At 54.8% G+C, this 22,088-nt stretch carries 18 protein-coding genes; 16 read left to right on the top strand and 2 right to left on the bottom strand.

Features of this window, described 5'->3' with window-relative positions:
* Positions 1 to 76: 76 nt before the first annotated feature.
* Positions 77 to 1,795, bottom strand: coding sequence for a LysM peptidoglycan-binding domain-containing protein (locus tag AC1Z3F_RS07655; protein ID WP_483566896.1), 1,719 nt, complete (start codon positions 1,793 to 1,795; stop codon positions 77 to 79).
* 206 nt (positions 1,796 to 2,001) lie between these two features.
* Between AC1Z3F_RS07655 and AC1Z3F_RS07650 the strand changes: the two genes are divergently transcribed.
* Entirely contained in the window at positions 2,002 to 2,355 is a 354-nt protein-coding gene (locus tag AC1Z3F_RS07650) for an Rv2175c family DNA-binding protein (RefSeq protein WP_262197417.1), read from the top strand.
* Positions 2,356 to 2,463: 108 nt separating this feature from the next.
* Here AC1Z3F_RS07650 and AC1Z3F_RS07645 read toward each other — a convergent pair whose 3' ends face one another.
* Complete coding sequence (locus AC1Z3F_RS07645; RefSeq protein WP_262197418.1) at positions 2,464 to 3,570, bottom strand: polyprenyl synthetase family protein; 1,107 nt, start codon at positions 3,568 to 3,570, stop codon at positions 2,464 to 2,466.
* A 162-nt stretch (positions 3,571 to 3,732) separates the two neighbouring features.
* Between AC1Z3F_RS07645 and dinB the strand changes: the two genes are divergently transcribed.
* The 15 genes from dinB (at position 3,733) to ftsZ (ending at position 22,082) form a co-directional block, all read left to right on the top strand.
* Positions 3,733 to 4,899: a DNA polymerase IV gene (gene dinB, locus AC1Z3F_RS07640; RefSeq protein ID WP_262197420.1), complete on the top strand. Its 1,167-nt coding sequence runs from the start codon at positions 3,733 to 3,735 to the stop codon at positions 4,897 to 4,899.
* A gap of 181 nt (positions 4,900 to 5,080) precedes the next feature.
* Complete coding sequence (locus AC1Z3F_RS07635) at positions 5,081 to 5,464, top strand: DUF3040 domain-containing protein (protein ID WP_262197421.1); 384 nt, start codon at positions 5,081 to 5,083, stop codon at positions 5,462 to 5,464.
* Between the two features lie 532 nt (positions 5,465 to 5,996).
* Positions 5,997 to 6,410, top strand: a complete 414-nt coding sequence (gene mraZ, locus AC1Z3F_RS07630) for a division/cell wall cluster transcriptional repressor MraZ (protein ID WP_131088567.1) — start codon at positions 5,997 to 5,999, stop codon at positions 6,408 to 6,410.
* A 172-nt stretch (positions 6,411 to 6,582) separates the two neighbouring features.
* Complete coding sequence (gene rsmH, locus AC1Z3F_RS07625) at positions 6,583 to 7,575, top strand: 16S rRNA (cytosine(1402)-N(4))-methyltransferase RsmH (protein WP_131088566.1); 993 nt, start codon at positions 6,583 to 6,585, stop codon at positions 7,573 to 7,575.
* A gap of 1 nt (position 7,576) precedes the next feature.
* Positions 7,577 to 8,356: a cell division protein FtsL gene (ftsL, locus tag AC1Z3F_RS07620; protein ID WP_262197422.1), complete on the top strand. Its 780-nt coding sequence runs from the start codon at positions 7,577 to 7,579 to the stop codon at positions 8,354 to 8,356.
* A 73-nt stretch (positions 8,357 to 8,429) separates the two neighbouring features.
* Positions 8,430 to 10,244, top strand: coding sequence for a peptidoglycan D,D-transpeptidase FtsI family protein (locus AC1Z3F_RS07615; RefSeq protein ID WP_483566895.1), 1,815 nt, complete (start codon positions 8,430 to 8,432; stop codon positions 10,242 to 10,244).
* The gene (locus AC1Z3F_RS07610) at positions 10,238 to 11,830 is read left to right on the top strand and encodes a UDP-N-acetylmuramoyl-L-alanyl-D-glutamate--2,6-diaminopimelate ligase (protein WP_483566894.1); all 1,593 of its coding nucleotides are present in this window, start codon (positions 10,238 to 10,240) and stop codon (positions 11,828 to 11,830) included. The genes AC1Z3F_RS07615 and AC1Z3F_RS07610 overlap by 7 nt, the downstream gene beginning before the upstream one ends.
* A 50-nt stretch (positions 11,831 to 11,880) precedes the next feature.
* Positions 11,881 to 13,338, top strand: coding sequence for a UDP-N-acetylmuramoyl-tripeptide--D-alanyl-D-alanine ligase (locus AC1Z3F_RS07605; RefSeq protein ID WP_131088563.1), 1,458 nt, complete (start codon positions 11,881 to 11,883; stop codon positions 13,336 to 13,338).
* The gene (gene mraY, locus AC1Z3F_RS07600; RefSeq protein WP_131088562.1) at positions 13,335 to 14,438 is read left to right on the top strand and encodes a phospho-N-acetylmuramoyl-pentapeptide-transferase; all 1,104 of its coding nucleotides are present in this window, start codon (positions 13,335 to 13,337) and stop codon (positions 14,436 to 14,438) included. Before AC1Z3F_RS07605 ends, mraY begins: the two co-directional genes overlap by 4 nt.
* Entirely contained in the window at positions 14,420 to 15,964 is a 1,545-nt protein-coding gene (murD, locus tag AC1Z3F_RS07595) for a UDP-N-acetylmuramoyl-L-alanine--D-glutamate ligase (protein WP_483566893.1), read from the top strand. The genes mraY and murD overlap by 19 nt, the downstream gene beginning before the upstream one ends.
* Positions 15,965 to 16,007: 43 nt before the next feature.
* Positions 16,008 to 17,258: an FtsW/RodA/SpoVE family cell cycle protein gene (locus tag AC1Z3F_RS07590; RefSeq protein WP_483566892.1), complete on the top strand. Its 1,251-nt coding sequence runs from the start codon at positions 16,008 to 16,010 to the stop codon at positions 17,256 to 17,258.
* A 91-nt stretch (positions 17,259 to 17,349) separates the two neighbouring features.
* Complete coding sequence (gene murG, locus AC1Z3F_RS07585; RefSeq protein WP_131088559.1) at positions 17,350 to 18,471, top strand: undecaprenyldiphospho-muramoylpentapeptide beta-N-acetylglucosaminyltransferase; 1,122 nt, start codon at positions 17,350 to 17,352, stop codon at positions 18,469 to 18,471.
* Positions 18,472 to 18,475: 4 nt separating this feature from the next.
* Complete coding sequence (murC, locus tag AC1Z3F_RS07580) at positions 18,476 to 19,873, top strand: UDP-N-acetylmuramate--L-alanine ligase (protein WP_483566891.1); 1,398 nt, start codon at positions 18,476 to 18,478, stop codon at positions 19,871 to 19,873.
* Between the two features lie 61 nt (positions 19,874 to 19,934).
* Complete coding sequence (locus tag AC1Z3F_RS07575; RefSeq protein WP_483566890.1) at positions 19,935 to 20,669, top strand: cell division protein FtsQ/DivIB; 735 nt, start codon at positions 19,935 to 19,937, stop codon at positions 20,667 to 20,669.
* 219 nt (positions 20,670 to 20,888) lie between these two features.
* Positions 20,889 to 22,082 (top strand): cell division protein FtsZ, encoded by a 1,194-nt coding sequence (ftsZ, locus tag AC1Z3F_RS07570; protein ID WP_262197430.1) that lies wholly within the window; start codon positions 20,889 to 20,891, stop codon positions 22,080 to 22,082.
* The last annotated feature ends 6 nt before the right edge of the window (positions 22,083 to 22,088 follow it).

Below are 22,088 nucleotides of genomic sequence, written 5' to 3'. Positions count from 1 at the left end.
GCAAAAACAAAAGACCGTAGCTACAACGATGGTCGGCGAAGCATCTAAGTGCTTGGCCGACCATCGTTTTTGCAATTTAGCGGAAGTTCTTCATGTGCGCCTTTACGCTAGCAACATAGCGCTTGGTGTCCTCGTACATGCCGTACTTCTTCACGCCACCCAGGCCCTGGTAGTACGCTGCGATGGCAGTGTCCAGGTCGTCGGTGTTGTTCAAGTTGTAACGGATGACTGCAACACCGGCAACCACGTTGTCACGTGGGTTCAGCGGGTTGAGGTTCTGACCGATGCTGGAAGCAATCCAGTCGCTTGTGCTTGGCAAGACCTGCATAACGCCTACTGCGTTAGCTGGAGAGACCGAGCGCATGTTGAATCCGGATTCCTGATAAGCATGTGCCTGTGCCAAAGCCGGGTCTACACCCATGCTCAGAGCGGTGGAACGAATCAACGCCTGCATTTCTGCGCGGCTTGGAACGTCAACTGAGTCTAGGTAGTTCTTGTTCTCGTTGGCGCTGCTGACAACATGATCTTCGTAGGTGCGACCTTCAAAGGTGTTGCCGATCTTGTCTTTCTTGACATTGCTCGTCGGCGCTACGGTTGAGCCCGAGACCTTGATCTTGGTACCAATCTTGAGCGGGGAGCTGGTGCTCAAATTTGGATTCAGATTGAGCAAAGACTTCAAAGACATATCGTGCTTGACTGCGATTCCACCGAGGGTGTCACCGGACTTCACGGTGTAAGTGGAAGTCGTTGCCTTTGGCTTGCTCTGAGTAGTCGACTTCGAAGAGTAAGAAGAACCACCCGAAACCTTGATCTTGCTGCCTGGATAAATTGGCTTGCTGGCCGAGATGTCGTTGAGCTTAAGCAGCTCGGAGAGGCTCATGTCGTGCTTCGCAGCGATTCCACCAAGCGTATCGCCTGACTTCACGGTATAGCTCGAGGTGCTCGACGAGGAAGATTCCTTTTTGGAGGAGTTGGACTCGTGGCTTGAACCCGATCCGCTGATCTTCAGCTTGTTGCCCGGGAAGATGACCTTGCTTGCCGAGATGTTGTTCTTGCTCAATAGCGAGGACAGGCTCATGTTGTGCTTCACCGCGATGCTGCCGAGGGTGTCTCCGGCCTTTACAGTGTACGTGGCGGAGCTCGAAGAGCTGCTCTTAGGCTTGGATGTTGAATTCTGGTCTTTCGAATCCGAGCTGGATCCGCTGACCTTCAACTTGGTACCCGGGAAGATGACCTTGCTGGCTGAGATGTCGTTCTTGCTCAACAGCGAGGACAGGCTCATGTTGTGCTTGCTGGCGATCGCGCTGAGCGTGTCGCCGCTCTTCACCGTATAAGTTTTTGTTCCCGAGGAGTTGCTGGACTTAGGGGAATCCTGCTTTGAAGACTTCGAGGATTCGGGCTTGCCGGAAACCTTGAGAGTCTTGCCCGCGATGATGACATCGCTCTTCAGACCATTGAGCTTTTTCAGCTCCGATACTGAGAGGTTGTATTCCTTAGCCAGTCCGGAAAGAGTTGCGCCGGCAGGAATCTTGATTTCCTTCACGTCGCGCTTTGCTGCTAATCCGAGGGTTGAAACTCGTGATGCGATCAAGTGAGCCTTGATCTGTTCCTCGGCAACCTTGATGGTTTCTGGGGTGATTGCCTTGGCTAGGCTGCCAGAGGCTTTGGGGAGGGATACGGGAGTTGCCTGCGCTGCTGGTGCCAGCGCAAGGCTACCAATGACTGCAGCTGGGATAGCCGCGCCTGCTACTACGCCTAACGCATGCTTAGAGACATGTTTGGATTCGTGGGGCATGGAGTCGATCCTCATATATACGGTGAAAATAACGGCTTTTACTTCTCGGCAACCAGAAGGACGCAAGTTCCCAATGTTGTTCGTGATGCAATTGTTATCAAAGTGATACAAGGAAATTTACACTACTCCTGTGACGCATGGAAACTACTGAGGTCAGTTTTTCTAAAGTTTCTGCGGAGTTTGCGAATTTGTGGGAACCTTGAGGGGTGAAGGAAATCGTAGATATCGTCGGCCAGTGGCTGACCTTGCCCGATGTGGCAGAAGAATTAGAAATCGACATTCGACAGGTGCACCGCCTCCTGGACGAGCGTGCAATCGTGTCAGTAAGAATTGGTGAGCGCAAGGTTCGTTCCATCCCAGCTGATTTTCTCCAAGACGGCTCGGTAGTCGAAAGCCTGAAAGGTACGCTCTCGGTACTTTTGGATGCTGCGTACTCGGACGAAGAATCGATCATGTGGCTATTCACCGAGGATGATTCGCTTCCTGGCACTCCAATGGACGCCCTGCGTTCGGGCCGCAAAACAGAAATCCGACGCCGTGCTCAAGCCCTGGGCTGGTAGTTCTCCCGTACTTTAGTATTTAGAGAAACCGGCAACAAAAAGGTCTCAACCATATTCCGAGCAAACGGATGGTTGAGACCTTTTGTTATGAAATAGAGACCGCAGTGGCTACTTTGAGCGCTTGGTGACCGCGTCGCTCAGTTGTTGTAGTCCGGCCAAGGCTAGGGGAGAGATCGTTAGTGCCTCGAGCGCCACCTGCGATTGCTCGGTAAGTTCACTAATACTGTTCTCTGTTGCGGCCAAGGCCCCACTATCTCGAAGTATGTTGCTTAGTTGCTGAACTTCTTGGTCAGTCATATCTGCTGCGCCGAGTCGCGTCTGAATGAAATCGCGTTGTGCATCATCTGTAAGAAGCAATGCATGCGCAATCAGCTCCGTGCGTTTACCTTCCAAAAGATCGCCACCGATTGGTTTCCCAGTTACAGCGGCATCGCCGAATACGCCCAGTACATCGTCGCGCAGCTGGAACGCTTCGCCCAAAGGCAACGCAAAAGCAGAATATTGAGCCAGAAGCTCTTCGCTGGCGCCGGCTAGTGCACCACCTATTAGGAGCGGATTTTCCGTCGAGTACTTGGCGGATTTGAAAGTCACGATAGTTCGCGCGCGTTTGACGGCTTCACGGGGATCGTAGGCAGGACCAGCCGATTCCTCTAGTACATCCAGATACTGACCGGCCATAACTTGGGTTCGCATACGGTTGAAAATCTGACGCGCGTTGGCTGGCAGATCGCTGATTTCGGAGAAAGCTTCCTCACTGAGTGAAAGGCACAGGTCGCCAGTAAGGATGGCACTGGCTGTTCCATAAGCTGCGGCGCTGCCGGACAAGCCGAGTTGTTGGTGCTGAGCTTCGAAGCGTTTGTGCACACTTGGTTGGCCCCGACGAGTATCCGAGTTATCGATGATGTCATCATGAATCAGCGCAGCTGCTTGGAAAAGCTCCAAAGCTACACCAAGTCGGACGATGTCCGGCGAGTCCTTAGTTCCACCTGCTCCCAGAAATCCCCAGTAGGCGAACAAAGGGCGCAGTCGTTTGCCACCACGCGTCAAAGAGGTAATAGCGTTGACAATTTCCGTGGCACTGGTCGTGATTTGTCCAACCTCGACACTCTTGGTAGCTAGGAACTCCTCCAGTGCCTGCGCGACTTTTGTCGTATAGGCGCGGCTAAGATCGATGGCGTCGACCTCGAAGGAGGACAAAGAATCAGGCAATGACATGCAAAATCGTTTCTTTGAGTGAAGTACAGGTGGCGGGTACAACTCTACCGGTGAATGCTCGGCGCTGTCGGTCAACCAAGCTCTAATAATCATCATAGTGAAAACCGAACATATATTCGAGTATGGTAGTTGTGTTCGGGGTGGTTGAACCAGGAGGTCAAGATGGGGCATCGAGCGATATTGCATGTCGATATGGACGCGTTCTTCGTCTCTGTCGAGTTGCGTGACCGTCCAGAGCTGGTTGATAAACCGGTGATAGTTGGGTTCCCTGAAGGACGAAGCGTGGTGCTGTCCGCTTCTTATGACTGCCGGGCTAGGGGAGTGCATTCGGCGATGCCGATGAGCCAAGCGATTCCGTTGATGCCGGAAGCCACAATCGTTGAACCGAGCCATCACAAGTATTACGAAGCCTCAGAACAGATCATGGCCTATTTCCGAACCTTGACTCCACTGGTGGAACAGGTCAGCGTTGACGAAGCATTCTTGGATGTCACTGGTAGTGTGCGCATGCTCGGTGGGCCGGTGGAGATCGCACGAACGATTCGCCAGCACATTAGCCAAAACATGGGATTGCCTTCCAGTGTGGGAATCGCCAAGAACAAGTTTGTTGCCAAGTTGGCCTCAACCTATGCCAAGCCCAATGGGATGGCTGTTATTGCTCCGGAGCGGACCGAAGAGTTCCTGGAGGATTTGCCCGTGTCAAAGATGTGGGGCGTTGGGAAACGAACAGGGGAGCAACTGCATGCTTTGGGTATTGAAACTGTCGGGCAGCTATCGCGGGAGCCGGAGTCTCGACTCGTTGCACGGATGGGGGAGCACGGCCGATCTTTGCACCTCTTATCTAGAGGGATAGATTATCGACCGGTCGAGGTGACGCGAGAGGAAAAGAGTATCTCGGCAGAGCACACATTTGCCGAGGATATTTCTGACCCGCAAGTACTGGAAGGTGAGCTTCTTCGGCTGAGCCATCGGGTTGCAAAAAGATTGCGAGACCAAGGGCATGCCGCCGGTGGTGTGGGGCTGAAAATCAAGTATCGCGATTTCACGGGACTAACACGAACAAAAACTCTTGGTGCCGCGACGGATTCATCATCGGCCATTGGTGATGCTGCGCTGTCTTTGCTCAGTAAGCTTTTGCCGCTTGCTCAGCCGGTACGACTGATTGGTGTTCGCGCGGAGCGACTGCAGGATCCTGAGTATGGATTGCAACTGAGCCTGGACCCGAAGGATGAAAAAGTAAGGGAAGCTGAACGAATGGCTGACTTGATCGGACAGAAATTCCCTCAGTCATTGGTGACACCAGCACGTTTCTTGCGGCCGCGAGAATAATCCGTTTCTGTGTGCCAGGTGGGTATATGAACCAGTGGTGAAGATCAACTGGCAGGCTGGCAACAAATGAGACTATCCTAGGAGTAAGGCTCAAATGATTTGGGGAACTTTTTCCTCCTAATCCACGTTGAACCTCACGACGGTAAATGACCGTCAAGTTTGCCTTTGGAAGGAGAAGACGATGCCGCTATCGGAACACGAGCAGCGTTTGTTGGAGCAACTTGAAAAACAGTTGCACGAAGATCGTCGCTTCGCTTCTAGTATGAAGGGGGCTGCAAGCACAGGCCGCCTTTCCACGAGTAACGTCGCGCTAGGCATACTTCTGGTGATCGTCGGTCTTGCTGGCCTCATATTTGGCATCTCCCAGCACATTATTATTCTTGGTGTCCTTGGGTTCGTTGTCATGTTTGGTGGGGTATTGTTGGCCTTGACCAAGTCCGCCTCTGGCAAACTAGGTCGAGCTGGAAATACTGGACAGAATTCAGCTGCGAAGAATAATTCGCAGTTCATGTCGGGTCTTGAGGAACGCTGGAATCAGCGCAAGCGAGATCAGTCCGATAGCTAGTCGGACACGTAGTTGAGGTGTAGCCCGTAGGGTTACACCTCTTTTTTGTCTAAAAACTCAGGCCACCTTATTGGCGGGGAAGCCTGAAGGTGACCAAGATTTCCTCCTGGATGCCACGTGACTGAGCGCATTTTCGGCCGTCCCTGCGGTGCGCGAGCAGTGCGTCATGCGACACGCCTCAAAGTGCTATTTCAAATTCTCGGCAGATTCCAAGCTTGGTTGTTCCAGCGGCGTTTTGGCGCCACCCCACTTTGCTCCCTAATCCACTCCACTTTCCACCACTGGACTCAGGATTCCCTAGATTCCGCAGTATTTCACTGCAAAATCTCTGAAACAGTAGTGAAGTCTGTCTAGGATCCCCTCGCTCCCTCCACCTGCAATCAGTCTGAGAACCCGCTAGATTGCGCTGATTTTTTACTCCAGACCCTCGCGAAACCAGTGAAATCGCATTGACAGTGGAGGGTTGTGGAGTAAAGTGGAGGCAAGTAGAGAAGAATGGGGCTTCCGGCCGATTCGTGGAGAGGTGGTGTGCATGTTCCTTGGAACGTACACGCCCCGACTCGATGAAAAAGGTCGCCTAATTCTTCCGGCTAAATATCGTGATGAATTGTCCTTCGGGCTGGTTCTTACCCGCGGTCAGGAACGTTGCATTTACGTTTTCAGTCAGCGGGAGTTTGAGAAACAGCATGAGCAACTGGCTCAGGCGTCATTGACCTCACGACGAGCACGCGACTACGCACGTGTATTCCTCTCGGGGGCATCTGATGAAGTTCCGGACAAGCAGGGACGAGTCACGATTCCGCAGGTACTGCGTACCTACGGTGGCCTTGACCGTGAAGTGACAGTAATTGGTGCGGGTAACCGCATTGAAATCTGGGACACGCAGGCATGGCAACAGTATCTGGATGAACAGGAAGACGTGTTCTCAGATACGGATGAGGACTAAGGGCTGCGGCCCAAGGTCAATCCGACAGCACAAGATGTTGGGATGAGATCTCCAGCCACCTAGAGGGGGAAGATCGTCTGGCTCCACTTCCCCGGAGCCAGAAGGTTGAACTGCCACTTGGTTGGAGGGGGATCTGATTCCAACAACACTTTGAACATCGAAAGGGGGCGCAGTGCCAAATCAAGATTCTCAACGACCAGCATCAGAACGCCATGTTCCAGTACTTCTGGACCGTTGCGTAAATCTCCTAGCACCAGGTATTGAACGGGCAAATGCTGAAGGCCGTCGAGCAATCGTTGTGGACTGCACCCTTGGTATGGGTGGCCATTCAGAAGCCATTTTGAAGCGGTTTGAAAACTTGCACCTTATCGGTCTTGACCGTGATGAGCAGGCACACGAACTAGCAGGCGCTCGATTGAAGCCATTCGAGGATCGCATCGATCTAGTGCACGCTGTCTACGATGAGATCGCAGACGTAGTCGAGGACTTGGGCTTCCCAGGCATTGACGGCGTGCTCTTCGACCTTGGTGTTTCCTCGCTGCAGCTCGACGAGCGTGAGCGTGGCTTCGCTTACTCCTACGACGCACCTCTAGACATGCGAATGGACACTTCCGTAGGGCCAACCGCAGAGGACCTAGTCAACGACTTGGACCGCGAGGAACTGCTGCGGATCATTCGACAGTGGGGCGAAGAAAAATTCGCCGGACGGATCTCGACCGCAATCGTTGAGGCACGTGCCGAATCGCGAATCACCACTACCGCCGAACTGGTCGAAATCATTCGTCGAGTCGTGCCGGCGGCGGCTGCTCGCAATGGCGGCCACCCGGCCAAACGAACTTTCCAGGCACTGCGCATCGCAGTCAACGAGGAACTAGACGTTCTTGAACGTGCTATCCCAGCAGCAATGGGCGCACTGAACGTCGGGGGACGAGTTGTTGTGATGAGCTACCACTCCTTGGAAGACAAGATCACCAAGCGCCACTTTGTCCAAGGTGGCACATCTTCGGCCCCTCCGGGATTCCCGGTAGAGCTTGAAGAACATAAGGCTGAATATAAGGTCCTTACCAAAGGCACCGAAAAGCCGAGCGACCAGGAAATTGCAGAAAATTCCCGCGCAGCCTCAGCTCGTTTACGAGCTGTGGAGCGAGTGTTGAAGAGGAGCTAGGATGAGCCAACGAGCCCCGCGTCGCGTGCAGAATGCTGCAATCGTGAACAACCAACCAGTTGTCCAAGGCAACACTGCACGAGCCTTACGCCCAGAGCCCGTGCTCGCTAGCGAGTTGCCAAAGAGTGATTTGCGACAGCGAGTGACTCTTTCTTTGGTCCCACGGATCAGAGAAACAAACCGACGCTCCATGGTCACCATGTCAGCAGTCCTCGTTTTGCTCGCCTTCAGCGTTATCGTCACCCTGGTGTTGCTCAACACTTCTGTGGCACAGCGTCAGTACGACATCGTCTCGCTGCGCAATCAGGAACGTGCTCTTTCGCAAGAGAATCAATCATTGCTCAAAGAAGCGCAGTCCCTGGGTGCACCTCAGGCACTGGCTGCCAAGGCTAAAGATCTGGGTCTGGTTTCACCAGGTGCTCCTGGATTGATCAGCCTTTCGGAGAGCAAAGTGACTCAGGACGCTGAAGTAGCAGTCAAGGCTAAGGACAGCAAGCAAGAGTACGGCACATTGCCTCTGCCAGGCTCAACGACCAGCGAGAGCAAGAAGACTGAGTCAAAGGCTAAGGAAGAAAAGTCCTCGACTCCAAAGACCACTGTGGGTAAAACCTCACAAGAAGCAAATGATTCCACTGCTTCGGCTCAGGATTCCAAGGAAACCGTGGTGACTACCGCAAAAAGCAACCGCGAGGTAGCTGATAACGGTCGCCCGGTATTCCAGGAATCAGAGCTCAATGGCGGCACGATCCCGGCTCCAAGCACCAAATCCCCAGCAGGGTAGCCAGATCTTCCTAAGCTAGATAAGAGCTAGCGGATACTGCTGGAAACCACGCTGAGGGAAAGTTAGGTTCATTGTGAGCTCGACGGCAATCGACACTGTGAAAAAGCGGATGCGCTTCGTACTGCTTCTCTCGGTAATCTTGTTGGTGGTGATCCTGGGCCGGTTGGTTTGGGTCCAGGGCATCAACGCAACTTCCGTCGCCAACGCAGCCCAGGAAAATCGCGAACGCCAAGAAACCATTGCTCCGACCCGTGGCTCCATTGAGGACCGCAACGGAACAACTCTGGCCGTCTCAGTTGATCGCTACGATCTTGTCATCGACCAGCGCCAGCAGGATGAAAACATCCGCCGCGCAAAACGCGATGGTTCCAACGGCCACGAGATGGTCTCTTGGGATCAGGCCATTGATGAACTAGCTGATGCGTTAGATCAAGACCGCGAAGAACTGGCAAAAAAGGTTCGCCCGCAAGGAGATGCAACTCCTAAAGGCTACGTAGTCCTTGCCAAGAGCGTGACTCCAGAAGTCCGCAACGAAGTTAACGAAATCGGCATTCCTCGCCTGTCTTCCTTGCTACGCAGCGAGCGCCAGTACCCACAGGGCGTCATTGCCGGACCACTTTTGGGGTTCGTCAAAAACTCTGAAGACCAGACCTCGGTAGTTGGTGCCGAAGGTTTGGAACTGAGCCAAGAAGATCATTTGGCTGGAACCGAAGGTAGTCGCAAATACGAGATCAGCGCCGACGGCGTTCGTATCCCGGTGACCGAGGTTGAAGAAACTCCTGCAGTTAATGGTCAGGACGTTTTGCTGACCATCGACTCAGATATCAACTACGTGGCTCAGCGCGCTGCTGAAAAGAAGCGCGACGAGTTCAACGCCGAGTGGGTTTCCGTGGTTGCCATGGAAGTTAAGACCGGCAAGATTCTGGCTATCGGTGACTCTGCCGAGCTTGATCCCAATGACCCGGGCGCGACCGATCCTGAGTTCCGTCACTCCACATCCATTACTCGTGCCTTCGAGCCAGGTTCCACCGGTAAAGCAGCAATCTTCGCTGCGGCCATTGATCAAGGTGTTGTTAAGCCCACCGACGTGATGACCGTGCCGAACAAGAAGACTTTCACCAAGGAGACCATCAACGACTCCTTGCGGCACCCAACCTACGACATGACTGTCGCCGGTGTCTTCGCCCGTTCATACAACACCGGTACGGTGATGATCGGTAGCAAGATGAGCAAGCAGACCCGCTATGACTACATGAGGGCCTTTGGACTGGGAACTCCCATCCAGGTTGGCCTCAATGGTGCTAGTGCAGGCCAGCTGGCCAAGCCAGAAAATTGGGACCGTCGTCAGCAGTACACCACCATGTTCGGTCAGGGCTACTCGCAGACTGTGCTCCACACTGCCTCGATCTTCCAGACCTTGGCCAACGGTGGCGTGCGACTTTCTCCAAGTCTGATCGAAGGCTACCGAAACGATGATGGTTCGGTCACTAAGATTCCTGACCCAGAGCAGAAACGCGTGGTCAAAGAAACCACAGCCAAAGAGATGCTTAAGGTCATGGAATCCGTGGTCGACTACGGAACCGGCTACAAGGAAGCCATCCCCGGATACCGCGTTGGTGGTAAGACCGGTACCGGTCAGGCCGCGGGTGATAAGGGCTACGACGGCTATACTTATTCCTTTGCAGGTGTAGCACCTTTGGAAGACCCACAGTACGTAGTTGTCGCAACCATGTATCGCCCTAAGGGTGACTGGAAAGCCTTCACGGTCGCTGACACGTTTACCGACGTGATGAGCCACACGCTTAACACATTCAACGTGCCACCGAGCACAACAGATTCAGAGGCGTATGACGTCTTTGCAGGTAAGGAACAAAAGAAATCTTGGTAGCCCAGAATCCCGGAACTCCACGCGAGTTGGAGCGGTACCTTCGTCCAGAGAACATGGCCGGCTTGGGCTTTGAACAGGTCTGCGGCGCTGCTGGCGCGGTTCGAACGCGAACTGCGTTCAACGCTACCGTGCAGGTTTTCGGAGTAAGCCTGAACCCGCAAGTTATCCAGCCAGGCGATGTCTTCCTTGGCATCTCCGGGGCGAAGCGTCACGGCGCAGAATTTGTTGACACCGCGATCTCCAATGGCGCGGTCGCGATTATCACCGATACCGCCGGACTGGAGTTACTGCCCGAAGACCTGTCCATTCCGGTCGCCGTGGTTGCCAACGTACGTAAATCTGCAGCGCAGATTGCCCAGGCTGTGTATGGCACCAAGGACAAGAGCCCAACGCTGTTCGCAGTCACCGGGACCAACGGCAAAACCACCACCACCTTCATGATTCGTTCGATTCTTGAAGCGCTCGGTGAAGTGACCGGACTGATCGGCACCATCGAAATGTCTGCGCGGGGTCAAATTATCCCCAGCGTTCTAACCACTCCTGAATCAACCCAGCTTCACGGAGTACTGGCGCGCATGGCGCAGCAGGACGTCACCAGCGTGGCCATGGAAGTCTCCAGTCACTCCTTGAGTTATGGACGCGTTGACGCGCTGAACTTTGCGGTGGCCGGTTACACCAACCTCACCCAGGATCACTTGGACCTTCACGGGACCATGGAAGATTACTTCCAGACCAAGGCCGAGTTGTTCACTGCTGAACACAGCCAGAGCGCGGTCGTGATGGTTGATGATCAATACGGGGCACGGCTAGCAGACCAAGCCCAGATCCCTACCTTGTCGCTGAGCTTGGATGAAAGCAATACCGCTGCACATTGGCGAGTCATCGAGTTGGAGCACTCTGGGCTCGGCCATAGCTTCACCTTGGCACACCGCGACGGACAGGTACTGCGCACCCGCACCGCGTTGCCCGGCATGTTCAACGTAGCTAACGCCGCGCTAGCAACCGTCATGGTGCTCGCAAGCGGAGTAGAACTTGACGCTTTGCAAAAGGCGCTGGATGCCAAGGATCCGCTTTCGGTGGCCGTTCCAGGTCGAATGCAGGTCGTGGCCGAGTCACCGGTTGCAGTCGTCGACTTCGCGCACAACTCTGATGCCTTGGCCAAAGCCTTGGACTCGATCCGTCCTGGTGCTAACGGGCGACGCATTATCGTCTTTGGCGCCACCGGTGAACGAGATAAGACCAAGCGCCCAGATATGGGAGCCGTGGCAGCGCGTCACGCGGACATTGTCATCGTCACCGATGATGATCCACACGGTGAAGCACCAGAACCGATTCGTGAACAAGTGGCGGCCGGAGCGCAAGATGTCATCCGCAACGAACGCGGCGAAACGGTGCTCTACAACATCGCGCCACGCGCCAAAGCCGTGGAATTCGCTGTGAGTTTAGCCAAGAGCAACGACGCAATCCTCGTAGCCGGTCGTGGCCACGAAGTAAGCCAAGACGTTGCGGGAATTGATGTAGAACTCGACGATCGTGTGGAATTAGCCAACGCGCTAAATCTTCATGGATTTGTGACCAAATCCTAGATTGAACAAGACCACTATCGCCTCCGCACGAGTGTAAAGTCCTTAATGCCATGATTGAACTGTCTTTGACTGACCTACTGAAGATCACCGGGGGAGAAGCGAGTGCTACAGTCGCTTCCGACACGCTGATCACTTCCGTGACCACGGATTCGCGTGAAGTTACTTCAGGCTGCTTATTTGTAGCCAAGCCCGGAGAATTCTCCGACGGACACGCGTTTATTGATCGCGCTTTAGCCTCCGGAGCCGTACTAGCTCTGGCAGAACGGCTGACCTACGACGATGCCCGGAACGTACATCCGGCCATCATCGTTGATGACGCTGTTGAGGCAATGGGCAAGATCGCCGCTCACATTGTTCAGTACCTGAAAGCCAAAAACGACGCCAAGGTGGTTGGCATTACCGGTTCGGCCGGAAAAACTACCACCAAGGACTTGCTAGCGTCGATCCTTTCGGACGTGGCACCGACGGTGTCACCCATCGGCTCCTACAACGGTGAAGTTGGCGTACCGCTGACGGTGTTCACTGCGACGGAACAAACTAAGTACCTTGTTATCGAGATGGGCGCTACTGGCCTTGGCCACCTCACCTACCTCACCGACATGGTGCACCCGCAGGTCGGAGTGGTGCTCTGTGTTGGTACCGCCCACGCCGGTGAATTTGGCGGCGTGCAAAACATCGAGAAGGCCAAGGGCGAACTTGTTCAAGCTTTGGACACCGATGGCATCGCAATTCTGAACGCTGATGATTCCCGTGTGGCTCGCATGGAAGACCGGACCTCCGGTGAAGTGCGTTTCTTTGGCACCAGCGAGCACAAACCAGAACGGGCAGGGGTCTGGGCCAGCGACATTGTGGTCAATTCTGCAGGACAGCCGCAGCTCACCCTTGAATTCCCTAACGGTTACAGCCAGCGGATTACCTCCGGGCTGCTCGGCCGACACCACGTCAGCAATATCTTGGCAGCTGCTAACGCGGCCTACGCACTAGACATCGACCCTGAGGCCATCGCCTCAAGCCTAGACGGACGGGCCGCCGGTAGCCGTTGGCGCATGGAGCGTATCGAACGCGCCGACGGGGTGAGCATCATCAATGATGCCTACAACGCCAACCCTGAATCCATGCGTGCCGCTCTGGTAACGCTGGCAGAACTGGGACTGGGCGAAGACGGTGCACCGGGTCGACGCACCTGGGCCGTACTGGGTGAAATGCTTGAACTCGGTGATGAACGAATTCACCAACATGACTTGCTCGGACGCTTAGCCGTTCGAATGAACATTAAGAAACTGGTTGTTGTTGGATCCGGCGCTAAGCCGGCTTACAACTCGGCCGTGCTTGAAGGTAGCTGGGGCGACGAGGCGTACTACGTTGAAAGCGTGGACGAAGCTCGTGAACTGCTGCAAGCTGAACTTCAACCAGGGGATATTGCCCTATTCAAGTCCTCTAATGGGGCCGGTCTGCGCTTCCTTGGCGACGACATCGCAGCATTCGTGAAGGAAGGCGAAGACGCGTGATCGCATTGATCTTGGGGGCTGGCATTGCCCTCGTTTTGACCATGGTGGCAATGCCGCTGTACATCAAACTGCTTACTGCTAAGCAGTATGGCCAAGTGGTTCGTGATGATGGACCAAACTCCCACGCCGTAAAGTCAGGCACCCCAACTATGGGTGGCGTGGTCTTTGTGCTCGCGGTATTTGTTGCATACTTCGCCACTCACGGCATCCTTGCCTTGATGGGACGCTCATCCTCTGGCATCACCGCCAGCGGATTACTTGCCCTGCTGCTCTTTGGAGGCATGGGTCTGGTCGGCTTCCTAGATGACTTCATCAAGATCTTTAAGAAGCGTTCCCTGGGGCTACGCGCATGGCAGAAGATCGTCCTTCAGGCGATTTTTGGTATCAGCTTTGCGGTGATGGCCTTGCAGTTCCCTAACGAACGCGGCCTGACCCCGGGCTCCACCGCGATCTCATTCCTTCGCGACTCCAACATTGATCTGGCATTTGCTGGACCGTTACTTGGACTCATCCTGTTTGTGATCTGGGCGAACTTCATCGTTACCGGTACCACTAACGCGGTGAACCTCACCGACGGTCTGGACGGGCTAGCAACCGGTGCGGCAATTATGGTCTTTGGTGCCTACACCCTGATGGGGATCTGGCAGCAGAACCAAGCGTGCGCCAACATCAGCTCGATGGATGTTTGCTACTCGGTTCGTGACCCACAGGACCTGGCCCTGCTTGGTGCCACCCTCTCCGGTGCACTGATCGCTTTCCTTTGGTTCAACGCCAAGCCTGCAAAGATCTTCATGGGCGACACCGGCTCGTTGGCTATTGGTGGCGCCATTGCCGCGTTCGCGATCCTCTCGCGCACCCAGCTGTTGCTTGTAGTCATTGCCGGTCTGTTTGTCATCGTTGCACTCTCGGTGATCATCCAGGTGGGTTACTTCAAGATCTCCGGTGGTAAGCGTGTGTTCAAGATGGCACCGTTGCAGCACCACTTTGAACTTTCGGGCTGGTCCGAAGAAAACGTCGTAATTCGATTCTGGATCCTTGCCGGCCTCTTTGTGGCTGCCGGTTTGGGACTCTTCTACTCTGAATGGGTTGTCGCACTGTGAGCGCAGATGCCAAAGAACTTTTGGACTCACTAACTAGCTGGGATGCTAACTGGAAAGGTTTGCGTGTTGTTGTTGCAGGCATGGGGCTTTCCGGCTTCTCCGCCGCCGACACACTGATCGAGCTGGGCGCCATCGTCACCGTCATTGACGGCAAAGATGATGAGAAGAACCAGCAGCGTGGCGAAACGCTCAAGATTGTTGGCGCCCACGAAGTATTGCTTGGTGCCGAACACGTTTCCTCCCTGCCATTGGTAGCTGGCGAACAAGCACAGCTGGTGATGGTTTCACCGGGCTGGAATCCACGTAACCCAGTGATCGCGCAAGCTGCGGATCTGGGAATTGCTATCTGGAGCGACATTGAGCTGGCCTGGCGTGTGCAAAACCGTGCCGGCCATGTGGCTCCAAAGTGGTTGGCGATTACCGGTACCAACGGTAAAACCACCACGGTGGGCATGACCGAATCGATCTTGCGTGCAGCCGGCCTGAAGGCCATCGCCGTAGGAAACGTTGGCACCCCGATTCTTGATGCAGTTCGCGAACCGGTTGAATACGACGTTTTTGCCGTAGAACTCTCCAGCTTCCAGCTGCACTACACCCACAGCATCTCGCCGTTGGCCTCCGTGGTTCTGAATATCGCAGAAGACCACGTTGACTGGCACGACGGCTTTGAGAACTACAAGGACGCTAAAGCGAAGATCTACGAGCGCACTCAAGTCGCTGCGATCTTTAACGCTGAAGAAGAAGTCACCATTTCGATGGTGGAAAATGCTGACGTCATTGAAGGCTGCCGTGCTGTTGGCTTCACCACTGATACTCCAGCAGTATCCATGCTTGGCATCGTGGAGAACCTGTTGGTTGACCGTGCTTTTGTTGAAGATCGCAAATCGAGTGCCGCTGAACTGATCCCGCTGGATCAGATCGGTGAGATTGTTCCTCGGCACACGGCAGCCAATGCAGCCGCAGCAGCGGCACTGACCCGTGCCTATGGCGTTGAACCAGAAGCCGTGTTTAACGGTTTGAGCGGTTTTGATGCTGGTGAACACCGCATCCAAGCAGTAGCTCGAAAGAACGACATCCTCTGGATCAACGATTCTAAGGCGACCAACCCACACGCCGCGGACGCCTCCTTGGCTGCCTTTACGCGTGTTGTCTGGATCGCCGGCGGCCTATCTAAGGGTGTTGAATACGAAGAGTTGGTCGCTAAGCACGCACACCGCTTGGCTAAGGTGCTGGTGATCGGAACCGACACCGCGGCACTGATTAAGGCTCTGGCTGCCAAGGCTCCGGATGTTGAGGTCATCAACATCACCGCTCTGGCACAGTCGGCACAATTGAGTGAACCAACCGGCACCGACGTCATGGCTCAGGCCGTGGCGAAGGCTGGCGAAATCGCTGAGCCAGGGGACACCGTACTCATGGCACCTGCGGCGGCTTCGATGGATCAATTCAGCTCTTATGCCCAGCGTGGCAACGCGTTTATCAGCGCCGTCAGTGATCTGATGGATAAAGCTGGCGAAGAGAACTAAGCAACCGTTTACCGTACAGATGACACCAAGGCAGGAGGCACCGATGGCGACAGAGCAACATCAGCCAGCCACGGGGGCCGCAGCAAAAACTCCCTTGTTGAGCAAACTGATTGGCACGGTTGAAAGTGCCAGCGGACGCATGGCGTCCATGGATTACTGGATGGTCCTTGCGATCTCGGTAGTACTGGCCATCTTCGGAGTATTGATGGTGCAGTCCTCCGCCTCGGTGGAAGCCATCGCCAAAGGCAAAGACGGCTTCACCGTAGCCCTATCGCAGGCGATGTTCGCCGGCGTGGGCATCCTGTGCATGCTAGGTATGCAGTTCCTCAAACCAACCAAGCTCAAAGCTCTGGCTTGGCCGGCAGTTTTTGGTGCACTGTTGTTGCTGTTCATGGTTGCCTTTACCCCGTTGGGTCACACCGTGCTGGGTAACCGAAACTGGATCAGGATCGGCCCTTTAGGCTTGCAGCCAAGTGAGTTCGCAAAGTTGGCTTTGGCCGTTTTTGCCGCCTTCATGCTTGAGAAGAAGCAGCACATGCTGCACGACATCAAGCACTTGGTCATCCCGGTCGTCGCTCCGGTTGGCATCGGCATTGTTGGCCTGGTGGTTGTCGGTAAAGACGTTGGTACTGCACTGGTGCTGCTGATGGTGATCGCCACAGCGATGTTCCTTGGCGGAATTCGCATGAAGTGGTTGGCCGGCTTCGGAGCCGTAGGCCTTGTTGGCATGGCCATCGCCGTTATGGGATCTTCCAACCGACGTCAGCGTGTGCTTGCGTGGCTGGATACCGATTGTGGTCCTAGCGACCAGCTTTGTTACCAGGCAAGTATGGGTCTGCACGCTTTCGCCTCCGGTGGCTGGTTTGGTGTGGGCGCCGGGCAGTCCCGCATGAAGTGGTCTTATGTGCCAGAAGCCCAGAACGACTTCATTTTCTCCATTTTGGGTGAAGAGTTTGGTCTGATTGGTGTGCTCTTCGTACTTGCTATGTTCATCGTCTTGGCCCTGGCTATGTACCGCATTGCGATTCGAGCCAACGACATGTACACCAAGGTGCTCATGGGTTGCTTGATGGCGTGGGTCGTTGGCCAGACGTTCGTAAACTTAGGTACGGTTACCGGAGTGCTTCCGGTCATTGGTGTCCCGCTACCGTTTATCTCATCCGGTGGTTCGGCCATGCTAGCCATTATGTTGGCCATGGGCTTTGTCCTGTCATCTGCTCGGGCTCAGAAGCTAGCTTTTGAAGCCGGCGCAGAGAAGAACCTGAACAAAACCAAGCCAACTAAGCAAAAGTAGCGCACCGTTCGCCACACAAACGTTGACGCCCTGAATTCATATTGAAGGGTACCAAGCCCGTACGTTCGGGGCCAAAGGAGTAGAAGAGCAGATGAGCGAAGCAATGCGTCTTGTCGTCGCTGGCGGAGGAACTGCTGGCCACATCTCACCCATGCTGGCGATTGCCGATGCGGTGAAAGTTGAACAAGCCGGTGCACAGATCACTGCCTTGGGTTCCCCTGGCGGTCTGGAAACCAAACTGGTTCCAGAGGCCAGCTATCCCTTGGAGCTGATCCCTAAAGCACCCATGCCTCGCAGCCTGAATCTTGACCTGTTTAAGTTCCCGTTCCGTTTCCTCACGGCACTGAACCAAGCTAAGCGTGTGCTTAAAGAAACCAAGGCTGAAGCGGTACTCGGGGTGGGAGGCTACGTCTGCACCCCGGCCTACCTAGCTGCCAAGCAGCTACGGATCCCGATCTTTGTTCACGAGGCTAACTCCGTGGCAGGTATGGCCAACAAGCTCGGCGCAAAATCAGCCGTCTTTGTGGGAACCACTTTTGCGCAGACCGGACTTCCCGGCGAAGTCCAAGTTGGTATGCCAATGCGCTCCAACGTGGCACAGATGGATCGTCACGCGTTGCGCGATGAAGCTCGTGCGTACTTCGGCGTTCCAGATGCCAAGCCGATCCTGTTGGTCACCGGTGGATCCTCGGGTGCGCAGAGTATCAACACTGCTATCGCCGACTCGCTTGATGAGCTTCATGCAGCCGGAGTGCATACCGTGCATATCACCGGACGAGGCAAGCAGATTCTTAACTCCGAGGGCCAGCTTTTGGAACACGAGGGTTACACCCAGGTTGAGTACGTTGACCGTATGGAGTATGCCTACGCCGTGGCCGATCTGATGGTCTGCCGCTCCGGTGCAGGAACCGTGTGCGAACTAGAAGTTGCCGGCACCGCAGCCGTTTTGGTCCCACTGCCAATCGGCAACGGAGAGCAAAAACTTAATGCCCGTGCTTTGGTCGCTGCTGGGGGAGCGCTCTTGGTCTCTGATGACGAATTTTCCAAGAGCTATGTCACCGAAAATGTCATCACATTGCTCGGCGATCAGCATAAACTTGAACAGATGTCTCAAGCAGCTGCCTCGTTAGGGCAGCGCGACGCCGCACAAATCATGGCGCGTCGAATTATTGAAGAAGTTTCAACCCGCCGTGGTGCGGGTCAGGAAGGCTAGAACCATGGCACTGCGCGCCAACGAACTGCACACTGAACTCGGCAAAGTACACCTCATGGGCGTTGCCGGGGTCGGAGTATCTGCGGTGGCTCGATTGCTACTGGACTACGGGCTGGAAGTTTCGGGCACCGACGCTAAGGACCTGCCGGTTCTGGACGGATTGCGTGAACGCGGAGCTCGAATCCATATTGGCTACGATCCTGCCAACTTGGGTGACGCCCAAACTGTGGTGATCTCTTCGATCATCAAGCCGGGAAACCCAGAATACGATGAGGCCGTACGTCGTGGCCTGAAGATTCTGCACCGTTCACAGGGCTTGGAAGCTACCATGCGAGGCCACGAGAAGGTCGTGACCGTCGCCGGTACTCACGGAAAAACCACGACCACTTCGCTGACCGCTCACATGCTCAAGGCTGTTGGCACACGCCCCAGCTTTGCAGTAGGCGCAAATATCCCAAGCTTGGGTACCAATGCGGAGCTTGGTGCAGGCGGATACTTTGTTGCCGAAGCCGACGAATCCGATGCGTCGTTCCTGAACTACCGACCTGACGTGATCATCGTGACCAACGTCGAGGCCGATCATCTGGATCACTACGGAACCGCCGAAGCAGTACACCAAGCCTTTGTGGACTTCGCTTGGTTGCTGCCAGAAAATGGTCTGCTGATTTGTTGCGCGGATGATCCAGGCGCTAACGACCTGGCCAATAAGATGCGCGCCGAACGCAGCGACCTGCGTGTGCGTACCTACGGGTTTAGCGAGCATGCTGATCACCGTCTCTCTGCGGCGCAGGCCACAGCAGACGGACGCTTTACCGCCAATATTGACCTAGGTGACGGTCAGAAACACACCATGGATCTGGCTGTACCTGGCCAGCACAACCTACTCAACGCTGCCGCAGCACTGAGTGTTGCGCTGGACGCAGGCCTTGACGCTGACCAAGCACTGCAGGCGCTCGCAAGCTTCTCCGGTGCAGCGCGCCGCTTTGAGTTCAAGGGAGAAGTCGGTGAAGTTCGGGTCTATGACGACTACGCGCATCACCCAACTGAAGTTTTGGCCGCTTTGTCCGCGGGGCGCACTGTTGCCGGTGAAGGCAAACTTCACATTGTTTTCCAGCCGCACCTGTTTAGCCGCACCAAGGAGTTCTACCGAGAATTCGCGCAGGCACTTTCGCTGGCGGATTCAGTGGCAGTCTTGGAAATCTACCCGGCTCGCGAAGAGCCGATCGAAGGCGTGACCAGTGAGCTGATTTCCTCGCGGATTGAAGTTACTTCACACGTCTTTGAACCTGCTGCTGCGGTCGCACACGTGATCGAGAAGGCAGAACCCGGAGATGTCGTGATGACCATCGGCGCCGGTGATGTCACCGCGCTGGGTCCTGAAATCGTGAAATCACTGAGCTAACGCAAGCAGGCAATAGTCGTAGGCCAATGACATTGGTCGTACCAACCACACAAGGCGTTCCATGGGTGAAGAATCAAAAGTCGTAGTACTTCCGGAAAGTCCGGAGAAGAAGCGACGTAAGCTGCTGATCATTATCTCGGTGAGCATTGTGGTGCTCAGCCTCGTTGCAGTGCTTATTTTGAGTTTTTCTCCTTTGCTGGCAGCGAAGAAAATTGAAGTCTCTGGCACCAAGCTGACTGACGCTAAAAAGTTGACGCAATCTTTGGAGCCGCTGAAGGGCACTCCCCTTCCACGAATTTCGGAGTCCAAGGTTCAGGAACTGATCGGTGAGCAGCCAGCCATCGACAGTGTGGTCGTTAAAGCACAGATGCCAAATACCTTGGTGGTAGAAGTTATCGAGGCGGATCCGGTGGCCATCTTGGTTGATGGCGACAAGCAGTATCTAGTCTCTGAGACCGGCAAGAAGCTTCGTACCTTGGGCAAAAAAGACAAGACGAAACTTCCGAAGATCAAAGCCAGCAATGAAACCAAGGACCCTGAGAAGTTTAAGTTGTTGACCAGCATCTTGAGCTCAGTGGATCAGGAAGTGTTGAAGGACGTTACAACAGCGACCCTGTCCAAAGCAGGCTTTGCAGAACTTGCCCTTCCCAAGAAGCGCACGCTGATTTGGGGAGACAATACGAAGTCTGCACTAAAAAACCAGGTAGCGAAGATTTTCGTGAAAGAGCTTGGCGACAAGGATTCAGCCAAGACCACCATCGACGTTACCAACCCAGAGAATCCAGTGGTTTATTAAGTCTCGGGCTTATGGGCGCGGGAGGACGAATAAGCCGACAAATTCTGGAAAGATAGTTTTGAACAAGCGACACGCCTCGGCGGTCGTTGCACAAAGACCACACGACTCATAGCGTTTCTTATAACGACAGCTTGACAGAACCTAAAGCTTAAGGCTAAAGATGAAGGTTCTGAGCTGAAGTCGTGACATATGTAGCACATCTAACAAGGGAAGCGGGACGTGGCAGCTCCACAGAATTACCTCGCGGTCATTAAAGTCGTCGGAATCGGCGGTGGCGGTGTAAACGCAGTCAATCGAATGATCGAAGTCGGTCTTAAAGGCGTAGAATTTATCGCCATTAACACCGATGCTCAGGCTCTGCTTATGAGTGATGCCGACGTCAAACTAGACGTAGGACGCGAACTTACTCGCGGCCTGGGCGCTGGTGCTAACCCTGATGTGGGACGCCAGGCAGCTGAAGATCATGTAGAAGAAATCGAAGACGTCCTACGTGGCGCAGACATGGTCTTCGTTACCGCCGGCGAAGGCGGTGGCACCGGTACTGGTGGCGCACCAGTAGTTGCACGCATTGCGCGTTCGCTTGGTGCACTGACCATCGGTGTTGTCACCCGTCCGTTCACCTTCGAAGGTCGCCGTCGTGCGAACTCCGCCGAGTCGGGCATTGAAGCTCTGCGCGACGAAGTAGATACTTTGATCGTGATTCCGAATGATCGACTGCTCTCGATCTCGGATCGCAACGTTTCGGTTCTGGATGCATTCCGCCAGGCCGACCAGGTCCTGCTCTCCGGTGTGCAGGGCATCACCGACTTGATCACTACCTCCGGTTTGATCAACTTGGACTTCGCCGACGTTAAGTCTGTTATGCAGGGTGCGGGTTCCGCACTCATGGGTATCGGCTCGGCGCGCGGTGAGGATCGTGCAGTCAAGGCTGCCGAACTCGCAATCGCTTCGCCACTTCTTGAAGCATCCATCGATGGCGCACACGGCGTGTTGCTCTCCATCCAGGGTGGCTCGGACCTCGGTCTGTTCGAAATCAACGAAGCCGCTCGCCTGGTGCAGGAAGTTGCTCACCCCGAAGCTAACATCATCTTCGGTGCCGTCATTGACGATGCCCTGGGCGATGAAGCACGCGTCACCGTGATTGCTGCTGGTTTTGACGAGCCAGATGTAACCAGCAAGCCAATGGCACCGGTTGCAGCAAAGCCAGCTGTATCTTCGCGTCCAGTTGAGCCAGTACCTGCATCAGTACCTGAACACCAGGCCCCTGCGGCACCTGCAGCTGCAAAGCCAGCTCCGGTTGCTGAAGAAAAGCCTGCTGAGAACAACGGCTCGTTCCAGGATCTTCCTGACGTTGTCGATTCGGACCTCAACGGTTCGAACGACGATCTGGATGTTCCTGACTTCCTGAAGTAAAAACAG

Source organism: Glutamicibacter sp. MOO4 (genome assembly GCF_056934395.1).
This window is presented reverse-complemented; position numbering and strand designations above follow the sequence as displayed.

What these genes read in the sequence shown, in the direction of transcription:
- ftsL (WP_262197422.1), top strand. Translation starts at nt 7,577, where the DNA reads ATGAGCCAACGAGCCCCGCGTCGCGTGCAGAATGCTGCAATCGTGAAC.
- dinB (WP_262197420.1), top strand. Translation starts at nt 3,733, where the DNA reads ATGGGGCATCGAGCGATATTGCATGTCGATATGGACGCGTTCTTCGTC.
- AC1Z3F_RS07655 (WP_483566896.1), bottom strand. Translation starts at nt 1,795, where the DNA reads ATGCCCCACGAATCCAAACATGTCTCTAAGCATGCGTTAGGCGTAGTA.
- murG (WP_131088559.1), top strand. Translation starts at nt 17,350, where the DNA reads ATGAGCGAAGCAATGCGTCTTGTCGTCGCTGGCGGAGGAACTGCTGGC.
- AC1Z3F_RS07575 (WP_483566890.1), top strand. Translation starts at nt 19,935, where the DNA reads ATGGGTGAAGAATCAAAAGTCGTAGTACTTCCGGAAAGTCCGGAGAAG.
- mraZ (WP_131088567.1), top strand. Translation starts at nt 5,997, where the DNA reads ATGTTCCTTGGAACGTACACGCCCCGACTCGATGAAAAAGGTCGCCTA.
- murD (WP_483566893.1), top strand. Translation starts at nt 14,420, where the DNA reads ATGGGTTGTCGCACTGTGAGCGCAGATGCCAAAGAACTTTTGGACTCA.
- murC (WP_483566891.1), top strand. Translation starts at nt 18,476, where the DNA reads ATGGCACTGCGCGCCAACGAACTGCACACTGAACTCGGCAAAGTACAC.
- AC1Z3F_RS07645 (WP_262197418.1), bottom strand. Translation starts at nt 3,570, where the DNA reads ATGTCATTGCCTGATTCTTTGTCCTCCTTCGAGGTCGACGCCATCGAT.
- AC1Z3F_RS07635 (WP_262197421.1), top strand. Translation starts at nt 5,081, where the DNA reads ATGCCGCTATCGGAACACGAGCAGCGTTTGTTGGAGCAACTTGAAAAA.
- AC1Z3F_RS07590 (WP_483566892.1), top strand. Translation starts at nt 16,008, where the DNA reads ATGGCGACAGAGCAACATCAGCCAGCCACGGGGGCCGCAGCAAAAACT.
- AC1Z3F_RS07605 (WP_131088563.1), top strand. Translation starts at nt 11,881, where the DNA reads ATGATTGAACTGTCTTTGACTGACCTACTGAAGATCACCGGGGGAGAA.